This window comes from Streptomyces sp. NPDC059454, from assembly GCF_042749965.1.
Classification (GTDB): Bacteria; Actinomycetota; Actinomycetes; order Streptomycetales; family Streptomycetaceae; genus Streptomyces.
On record NZ_JBHYVC010000051.1, the window covers coordinates 46,635 to 55,447 of the forward strand.

Annotated in this window: 9 protein-coding genes; all 9 read right to left on the bottom strand. The window is 73.2% G+C overall.

The features are described from left to right. Nucleotides 1-4 precede the first annotated feature (4 nt). The 9 genes from tdh to ACFXAE_RS27495 all read right to left on the bottom strand — a co-directional run bounded on the left by tdh (nt 5) and on the right by ACFXAE_RS27495 (nt 8,745). Nucleotides 5-1,033, bottom strand: coding sequence for an L-threonine 3-dehydrogenase (gene tdh, locus ACFXAE_RS27455; protein WP_384719530.1), 1,029 nt, complete (start codon nt 1,031-1,033; stop codon nt 5-7). A gap of 185 nt (nt 1,034-1,218) precedes the next feature. After that, nucleotides 1,219-1,794 carry a GAF domain-containing protein gene (locus ACFXAE_RS27460; protein ID WP_384719532.1) on the bottom strand — a complete coding sequence of 192 codons (576 nt, stop codon included), beginning with the start codon at nt 1,792-1,794 and terminating at the stop codon, nt 1,219-1,221. Between the two features lie 58 nt (nt 1,795-1,852). Beyond that, nucleotides 1,853-2,482, bottom strand: a complete 630-nt coding sequence (locus ACFXAE_RS27465) for an ATP/GTP-binding protein (RefSeq protein WP_384719534.1) — start codon at nt 2,480-2,482, stop codon at nt 1,853-1,855. Further along, nucleotides 2,460-2,831 (bottom strand): DUF742 domain-containing protein, encoded by a 372-nt coding sequence (locus ACFXAE_RS27470; RefSeq protein WP_384719546.1) that lies wholly within the window; start codon nt 2,829-2,831, stop codon nt 2,460-2,462. Before ACFXAE_RS27470 ends, ACFXAE_RS27465 begins: the two co-directional genes overlap by 23 nt. 2 nt (nt 2,832-2,833) lie before the next feature. Continuing rightward, nucleotides 2,834-3,268, bottom strand: coding sequence for a roadblock/LC7 domain-containing protein (locus tag ACFXAE_RS27475; protein ID WP_217131406.1), 435 nt, complete (start codon nt 3,266-3,268; stop codon nt 2,834-2,836). A 56-nt stretch (nt 3,269-3,324) separates the two neighbouring features. Beyond that, nucleotides 3,325-5,052, bottom strand: coding sequence for a sensor histidine kinase (locus tag ACFXAE_RS27480; RefSeq protein ID WP_384719548.1), 1,728 nt, complete (start codon nt 5,050-5,052; stop codon nt 3,325-3,327). Between the two features lie 620 nt (nt 5,053-5,672). Next, entirely contained in the window at nt 5,673-6,884 is a 1,212-nt protein-coding gene (locus ACFXAE_RS27485) for an acyl-CoA dehydrogenase (RefSeq protein WP_384719537.1), read from the bottom strand. 122 nt (nt 6,885-7,006) lie between these two features. Beyond that, nucleotides 7,007-7,465: an RrF2 family transcriptional regulator gene (locus ACFXAE_RS27490; RefSeq protein WP_384719538.1), complete on the bottom strand. Its 459-nt coding sequence runs from the start codon at nt 7,463-7,465 to the stop codon at nt 7,007-7,009. Between the two features lie 56 nt (nt 7,466-7,521). Next, nucleotides 7,522-8,745 (bottom strand): MBL fold metallo-hydrolase, encoded by a 1,224-nt coding sequence (locus ACFXAE_RS27495; RefSeq protein ID WP_384719540.1) that lies wholly within the window; start codon nt 8,743-8,745, stop codon nt 7,522-7,524. Nucleotides 8,746-8,813 lie beyond the last annotated feature (68 nt).

Here is an 8,813-nt window from a genome sequence, read left to right on the forward strand (position 1 = left end):
TGGCTTACGCGGTCCAGTCGAGGATGACCTTGCCGCCCCTGCCGCCGGCCGCGTCCTCGAAGGCGGCGTCGAAGTCGCGGTAGGAGTAGCGGCCGGTGATCACGGGGGCGAGGTCCAGGCCGCCCTCCAGCAGCACCGACATGGCGTACCAGGTCTCGAACATCTCACGGCCGTAGATGCCCTTGATGGTGATCATCGAGGTGACGACACGGGCCCAGTCGACGGGGAACTCCTCGGCCGGCAGGCCGAGCATCGCGATCCGGCCGCCGTGCGTCATGTTGGCGATCATGTCCCGCACGGCCTCGGGCCGGCCGGACATCTCCAGGCCGATGTCGAAGCCCTCGCGCAGTCCGAGGGTGTGCTGCCCGTCGGCGATGGTCGACTCCGCCACGTTCAGCGCCAGGGTCGCGCCGATCTTGCGGGCGAGTTCCAGGCGCTCCTCGCTGACGTCGGTGATCACAACGTTGCGCGCACCCGCGTGCCGGGCCACGGCGGCGGCCATCAGACCGATCGGTCCTGCGCCCGTGATGAGGACGTCCTCACCGACCAGCGGGAAGGACAGCGCGGTGTGGACGGCGTTGCCGAACGGGTCGAAGATCGCGGCGACGTCGAGGTCGACGGGGACCCGGTGCACCCACACGTTGCCGGCGGGGAGCACGACGTACTCGGCGAAGGCGCCGTCGCGTCCGACGCCGAGGCCGACCGTGGCCCGGCACAGGTGGCGGCGGCCGGCCAGGCAGTTGCGGCACTTGCCGCACACCAGGTGGCCCTCGCCGCTGACCCGGTCACCCGCCTTGATGTCGGTGACGTCCCCGCCGGTCTCCACGACCTCGCCGACGAACTCGTGCCCAAGGACCAGCGGGGTGCTGATCGTCTGCCGCGCCCAGCCGTCCCAGGACCGGATGTGCAGGTCGGTGCCGCAGATACCGGTGCGCAGCACCTTGATCAGCACGTCGCCGGGTCCGACGGCGGGCTCCGGGACGTCCGCGAGCCACAGCCCGGGCTCCGCCTTCTCCTTGACCAGCGCCTTCAACGCTACGGCTCCTGAGGGTTAAGTCCCGGCCCCCGGGCACGCCGAAGCGGCCCCGGTCCGGGAAGAGGAGTGGAATCGCACTGCAATCTGCCGTACGACACCCTCACCGGTCCATCGAGGTTTTCTTAAGCGCGGCCACAGCTTTCCTTCACACCGTCACCCGTCCGGCCCCGTGCCGCGTGGGGTCACAGCGGCAGCCCGTCGCCCTCCCGGCGCTCCAGCCGTACGACGAGATCCGCGGCCTGCGCCTTGATGGCGGCGAGCCCCGGCTGCCCCCAGGCACGTGGCTGGATGTCGGTGACCGACACGGTGCCGAGCACCATGCCGGTGCTGTCGATGAGCGGTGCGCCCAGATAGGAGCGGATACCGAACTCGTCCACCACCGGGTTGCCCGCGAACCGCGGGTAGTCGCTCACGTCCCCCAGGACCAGCGCCTTGCGCCGGGCCACCACATGGGGGCAGAAGCCGTGGTCGCGGGGCAGCACCCGGCCCAGCAGAGCGCCGGTGCCGTCGCTCCGCACGACGGGTGCGACGGGCGGGGTGTGCAGACCCGCGAAGAACTGCCCCTCCTCACCAGGCAGGTTGACCATGGCGTACGGCGCTCCGGTGAGCTCGGCGAGGCCGTACGCGAAGGCGTCGAGCGCGGGCTCGGGGCGCTCCCCCAGCCCCAGCCGGCGCAGCCTGCGGGCGCGCTCCGGCGCCTGGCCGTCCTCGGGGGTGAGCAGCAGACGACCTGCCGGGCGGGGCGGGTCGTAGCTCATGGGCGGGCTCCCAGGTCATGGGGGAAGGTCATATAGGGGCTCCGAAGGTGTGCGGGAATCACATGTGGGCGCCATACCCCGTCGCGGCGGCCGGAGTGTGGGCGATGAGGTGGCGGACCAGGGTCAGCAGGGTCTGGACGCCGGAGCTGGAGATACGGGCGTCGCAGCGGACGACGGGGATCTCCGCGGGGAGGTCGAGGGCGGCGCGCACCTCCCCGGGGTCGTAACGGAAGGAGCCGTCGAACTCGTTGACGGCGACGATGAATCCGAGACCGCGCTGCTCGAAGAAGTCGACCGCCGCGAAGCACTCCGTCAGGCGCCGGGTGTCGGCGAGGATGACCGCGCCGAGCGCGCCCTCGCAGAGTTCGTCCCACATGAACCAGAACCGTTCCTGGCCGGGGGTGCCGAACAGGTACAGCACGTGTTCCGCGTCGAGGGTGATGCGGCCGAAGTCCATGGCCACGGTCGTCTCGACCTTGTTCTCGATGCCGTCGAGGTTGTCGGTGCCGGCACTGACCGTGGTGAGGAGTTCCTCCGTGCTGAGTGGCGCGATCTCGCTGACCGCGCCGACGAAGGTCGTCTTGCCCACGCCGAACCCGCCCGCCACCAGGATCTTGAGTGCGGTGGGGAACGGGGCGTCACCGTGGTCCGCGCCGTCGGCGTGGTCAGAGCTGTCGTCGTAGTCCATCGAGCACTGCCTCCAGAAGGGCCCGGTCCGTCGGGGTGTGGTGGAACGCGGGGGGTTTGTCGGTCAGCGCCCCGCATTCCACGAGGTCCGCCAGCAGCACCTTGGTGACGGCCACCGGCAGTCTGAGATGGGCGGCGACCTCGGCGACCGGGACGGGGGCGCGGCACAGGTCGAGGACCTGCGCGTGCTCGGGGCCGAGATAGCCGAGGGGGGTGGCGCCGGTGGCTCTGACCTGGGACATGAGGTCGAGGGCGACGGTGGGACGGGTGCGGCCGTTGCTGACCGTGAAGGGGCGCACCAGCCGTCCGGCCGCGTCGTCGAGCCAGGGCCCGTCACCGGCCGCCGTCACGCTCAAGGCCTCATCGCCGGCGGTTCGACGCCCTGCTGGCGGGGAGCGGTCATCAGATACGGCCGTACGGACTTGACCAGCATCGCCATCTCGTAGCCGAGCACCGCCGCGTCGGCCTCGCGGCCGGCCATGACGGCGAGGCAGGTGCCGGAGCCGGCGGTGGTGACGAACAGCAGCGTCGAGTCGAGCTCGACGACGACCTGGCGGACGTCACCGCCGTCGCCGAAGCGGATGCCGGCGCTGCGGCCGAGGGAGTACAGGCCGGAGGCCAGGGCGGCCATGTGGTCGGCGGCGTCCGGGTCGAGGCCGTGCACGGACTTCACCAGTCCGTCGCAGGACAGCAGTACGGCGCTGTTGGTGTGCGGTACGCGTTGCACGAGGCCGCTCATCAGCCAGTCGAGGTCGGATACCTGGACGGTCGGCGCATCGCTCGCCATGGTGGATCGACTCCTTGGGGTACGAAGGTCTGCGGGAGCACTGGGGACGGTGCCGGTCATCCGGCGGGCGCGCTCCCGTCGTGCCGGGCGGGGTGGTCGGTGGGGGGTGCGGGGACGGCGGGCCGCGGTGCCGCGGGGGACTCCCGCCTGGACTCCGCGCGGCTGACGCCGCGTTGGAAGGCGGCCATCAGGTTGGGGTCGTGCCCGGCGACGTACTCGGTGTCCTGGCGGGGCGCGGGACCGTCGCGGAGCTGTGGGGCGATGTGTTCCTGGGCGCGGCGGCGGGGCAGCTGGGGCTTGCCCATGGTGCCGCGCACCGTGCCGCCGCGCGGAGTGAGGGGCGTGGTCCCGTGGTCCGTGAGGGCGTCCCGGTCGCCGTGGTGGACGCCGGGTACGGCCTCGGCGGAGTGGGGGCGCACCTCACGGGCACCGCGCAGGGGCAGCGGCGGGGTGAGCGCGTCGCCGGAGGGAGACGGGGCCGGGACGTGGGGACGGGGCTGCGGGGGCACGGGCGTGAGGGGGACGGCGGATGCGGGCGGCGCGTCCACGGGAGCCGGTGCGGCGGGCATGTGACGGACCGTCGGGACGGCGCCGGTGCCGCGGTCGTACGGCGGCGGTGCCGCGTCCGGCCCGCCTGCGGCGGCGGCCCCGGGCTCCGTGCCGAGCAGTGCCTGCGGCACCACGAGCACGGCCTGGACCCCGCCGTAGATGTTGCTCTGGAGCCGGACGTGGATGCCGTGCCGCCTGGCGAGCTGGGAGACCACGAACAGGCCGATCCGGCCATCGGCCAGCAGGCTGGCGACGTGCACCTGGTCGGGGTCGGTGAGCAGCGCGTTCATCCGGTCCTGCTCCCCGACGGGCATGCCGAGTCCGCGGTCCTCGACCTCGACGGCGAGCCCGGAGGTGACGAGGCTGGCCCGCAGCAGCACCTGGGTGTGCGGGGCGGAGAACACCGTGGCGTTCTCGACGAGTTCGGCGAGCAGGTGGATGACGTCGGCGACGGCGTGCCCGCGCAGGGTGCCGTCGACGGGCGGCACGAGCTTGACCCGTGAGTACTGTTCGACCTCGGCGATCGCCGAGCGCAGCACCTCGGTCATGGAGACCGGGTTGCTCCACTGCCGCCGGGAGACGGCCCCGCCGAGCACGGCGAGGTTCTCGGCGTGGCGGCGGATGCGGGTGGCGAGGTGGTCGACGTGGAAGAGCCCCTTGAGCAGGTCGGGGTCCTCCATCTCGTTCTCCAGCTCGTCGAGGATGGAGATCTCGCGGTGCACCAGGGACTGCAGGCGCCGGGCGAGGTTGACGAACACCTCGAGCTTCTGTTCGTTGCCGGTCTGGCTGGAGAGCTGGGACGCCTGTACGACGGCGTGCACGGCCCCGTCGTGCGCGCGGGCGAGGTCGGCGGCGAGCAGGCCGAAGTCGGCGTCGTCGTCGGGGACATCGGCCTGCTCGTCCCGCCGCCCGCGCGGGGGCGGCGGGACGTCGCCGCGGCGCAGTGCCTCGACGAGGGTGCCCAGGTCGGCCTCGCGCCGGGCGGTGCTCCGGCGCAGCGTGCCGATGCGGTCGTGCACGGACCGGGCGGCGCGGTCGGCGGCCACGGCGGCGATGACGATGCCGGCGAACGTCACCGAGGTGGCGCCGCCGAGGACGGCCCACAGGGTGAGGCTCGGCCGGACCCCGGTGGAGCGGACGGTGAAGAGCACGGCCGCGCAGGCGCTGAGGGCCACCGCCACGGGCGGGAGCACGGCGAGACGCAGCAGTTGGGGCCGTATCGGTGTATCGGGCAGCGCGGGAGCGGGCGGCCGGCCGTGCCGCCCGCCCTCGCGGCGGTCCGCGCGGGCCGCCGGACCGGCCCGGCGGGCCCGGGCGTCGGCGGGGTGCGCCTCGGTGTGATCCGGCCTGCGGGCCACGACCGTGGTGCCGACGGTGCCCCGCACGCCGGCCGGCCCCGGGGCACCGGCCGGGCCCGGGCGCCGGGACCCTTCGCCCCGTCCGCTCCCTCGTCCGCCTTGTGGCTGCACGTACCGGTCCCCGCTCCCTGATCCGACTGCTGGACGCGGCCCCTGACGCAGAAGCGCCCTACGGCATGAGGTGCCGCGGTGCCGCCCGGCCGACACTCACCGTAGTCACCACCGCATCATGTGCGGTGGGCAGTTGACAAACTCATACGGGCAGCATCGCGCTCTGGTATGAGGCCTCGTACGACAGACCGATAACCCTCACGAACGAGGGATCGAGAGTGGACAAAGAATGATCGACACTGGTCACAAGCGGTCGCCACGAGTCCACGGGGAGCACCGGACTCCCCGCCGCCCGAACCCGGCCGGTACGCCTTCACCCCGTCCGGAGTCGGCGGGCCGGGCACTCCCGGCACCCGCCGGAACCCCTCACCCCTTCGGCCAGAACATCACTCACCGTAATGGTCGGGCCAGGACAGCGAGGGCACACCACCTCGTACGGCGTTCAGATAATGGTCGCCGATGGCCCGCATGGCGGGACCGGCGGGTCCTCGGTCCACCAGCGCCAGGATGTTGCGCAAGAACCGGTCGACGCCGTCCGCGTCGGTGAGCGCCGACACCCGCTCGCCGGTGAGGAGGGCGGCCCTGGCGGTGACCGCCCCGGCCATCGCCACCTGGGCGGCCGTGTCCGCGCGCCGCTCGTGGTCGAGCGCCCGCCCCGCCGCGAGGGCGTCCGCCATGGCCGCCGTCGCACGGTCGGCCACCGCCGAGGCCGTGTGCAGGGCGAGGGCGAGTTCCCCGTAGACCCCCAGGAGGTCGGCGTCGTCGTGCGGCGGCCGGGTGTGGCGCGCCGAGCGGCTGAGGTCCCTGGCCTCCGCCAGCGCTCCTTCGGCCACACCCAACGCGACCTGGGTCAGCATGAGACCGAGTGCGTGCGGGGCGAGCGCGGCGTGGGGCGGGGTCATGTCCTCGTCGCGGCCGGCGGGGCCCAGCACGTCGGCCGAGACGACCGGTACGCCGTCGAAGTGGACGGTACCGGCACCGGTGAGCCGCTGGCCGAGCCGGTCCTGCGACAGCTCGCGGCCGACGCGCGGATGCCGCGCGTCCACGACCACGACGACCGGCTCGTGCGTGACGGAGCAGACGGCGTCGAGCACCAGCCGGTCGGCCTCGTCGACCGCGGTGGGCAGGGCGCGGTGCCCGTCCAGGACGAGGTGGCCGCCGTCGGCGGCGGGGGTGAGCGTGGGACCCGGCAGGTCGCCGCGGGGAAGCGGCCGGTGCGCGGCGGTGTCGCCCGCCCAGAGCCACTGCTCCCCCGCCGCGCGCGCCTCCAGTTCGGCGGCGTGTTCCGGGGCGGCGAAGAAGCGGGCGCTCCAGGACAACACGTAATGGCGGCCGAGCAGTTCACCGATCGAGCCGTCGGCGGCGGCGATGCGGCGGACCACGGCGGAGGCGTCCCGCCAGCCCATCCCGTGTCCGTCCGGCGCGGGAGGGGTGAGCACGGCCGGCAGTCCGGACTCCCGCAGCCGCGCGACCTCGTCGAAGGGCGGTTTGCCGGCCCGCTCGCGGTCGATCGCGTCCACGGCGAGATCGTCGGCGACCTCGTCGGTGACGCGCCGCCAGAAGTCCCCGGCGGCGGTGATCACCTCCACCTCACCCACGATTCCCCATTTCCCTATTGGATTAGTAGGGAATCATCCTGTGGGAGTGGCCGGTCCCGGGCAAGGGAGCATCCACCAACCGGACGTGTCCGTCCCGGGGAACGGGACGGCTACGGATACGGCTACGGATTGGTCCAGGCAGTGGGGGCGTCCGTCAGCCGCATGACACCGTCGGGCAGCCGACCCGAGACGACGTCCGCGAGGGACACGCCTTCCAGGATCTGCCGCACATTGGCACGCAGGGCGATCCACAGCGGGAGCAGGGCGGTGGCCGGGCCGGTGTACGACAGGTCGGGTGGCCGCACCCCCTGCACCGACACCAGCGGACCGTCGACGGCCCGGATGACGTCCGCGATGCTGATGTCGTCCGCCGGCGCGGCCAGCCGGTAACCGCCGTTGGCACCGCGCCGGCTCATCACCAGACCTTCCCGGCGCATGTCGTTGAGGATGCCCTCCAGGAACTTGCGCGGGATCTCCTGGGCGGCGGCGATCGCCTCGGTGGTGAGCGGACAGGCCTCCGGGGCGGCGGCGAGCTGCAGCGCGGCACGCACCGCATAGTCCGCCCTGGCCGAGATCCGCATGCTCGCATTATCCAGCAAGGCCGTACGGTGCAGGAGGCACCGTACGGCCGGAGGGGTCAGCGGTCGCCGGCGAGGTCCAGGTCGCCCCCGGCGGGCGGAGCGGCCGGGATGGCCGGTGCCTGGACGGCCGGGGCGGCGTCCAGGCCCCCGGCCCGGTTCCAGTGGCGTACGACCGGTGCCGACAGCGTCCGCCACCAGGGCTCGGCCGGCGGTTCCCCGGCCGGCTCGAAGGGTTCACCTGGCCGCGGGAACGCGACCGCCTGCCCGACGGCCCCCGCCGCGTCCGCCATCCACTCCCCCGGCTCGGCCCACGGGTGCGGCGCCAGGTTGAACGTTCCCCAGTGGATCGGCAGCAGCACGCCGGCCGCCTCACCGCCCTGCAGGTCGAGATGGGCCCGGACGCCTTCCTCGGGCGTCATGTGGATGTCGGGCCAGAAGTCCGAGTACGCGCCGACCTGGATCATCGTGGCGTCGAACGGGCCGTGGTCGGCGCCGATGTCCTTGAAGCCCTCGAAGTAGCCGGTGTCACCGCTGTGGTAGATCCGGTGCTCCTCGCCCGCGACCGCCCAGGAGGCCCACAGGGTGTGCTGGGTGTTGCGCAGGCCCCGGCCGCAGAAGTGGCGGGCCGGGGTGGCGGTGAGGGTGAGTCCGCCGACCTTCGTCGCCTCGTGCCAGTCCAGCTCGCGCAGCCGCCCGGCGGACACGCCCCAGCGCTCCAGGTGGGCGCCGACACCGAGGGGCACGGCGAACAGGGTGTCCGTGCCGGCCAGCGCCTTGATCGTGGGCAGGTCCAGGTGGTCGTAGTGGTCGTGGGAGATCACGACGACGTCGACCGGACCGAGCGCGGCCAGCGGCAGCGGGGCGGGGTGCAGCCGCCTGGGTCCGGCGAAGGGGAACGGTGAGCAGCGCTCACCCCACACGGGGTCGAACAGGACCCGGTGTCCGTCGATCTCCGCGAGCACGCTGGAGTGGCCCATCCAGGTCAGGCGCAGCCCGGTGGCCGGCGGACGGGAGATGTCGGCCAGGGTGGTCGGGTGCACCGGGACGGCGCCCTTCGGGGCGCGCCGGGACCGGGAGTCCTTGTCGACATAGGTCTTCGCCAGGTCCCGCGCCGACCCCGACGGGCGGATCCGGGCGTTGCCCCCGGGGTTCTGGAACACGCCGTCCTTGAAGTGCGGGGATCTGCGGATGCGTGCCATGCGCTCGCCACTCGGGTCCGCGCCGAAGGCCACGGGCCGCAGGGCGCGCAGCCCGGAGCTCTGGGAACGGGAACCGGCCACGGTACCTCCAGGTGGAGTCGGTCAGACATTCCATTATGTGCGGCCGGTCCGGCACCGCGGTGCCGGAC

What these genes read in the sequence shown, in the direction of transcription:
- ACFXAE_RS27460 (WP_384719532.1), bottom strand. Translation starts at nt 1,794, where the DNA reads ATGAGCTACGACCCGCCCCGCCCGGCAGGTCGTCTGCTGCTCACCCCC.
- ACFXAE_RS27465 (WP_384719534.1), bottom strand. Translation starts at nt 2,482, where the DNA reads ATGGACTACGACGACAGCTCTGACCACGCCGACGGCGCGGACCACGGT.
- ACFXAE_RS27475 (WP_217131406.1), bottom strand. Translation starts at nt 3,268, where the DNA reads ATGGCGAGCGATGCGCCGACCGTCCAGGTATCCGACCTCGACTGGCTG.
- ACFXAE_RS27490 (WP_384719538.1), bottom strand. Translation starts at nt 7,465, where the DNA reads ATGCGGATCTCGGCCAGGGCGGACTATGCGGTGCGTGCCGCGCTGCAG.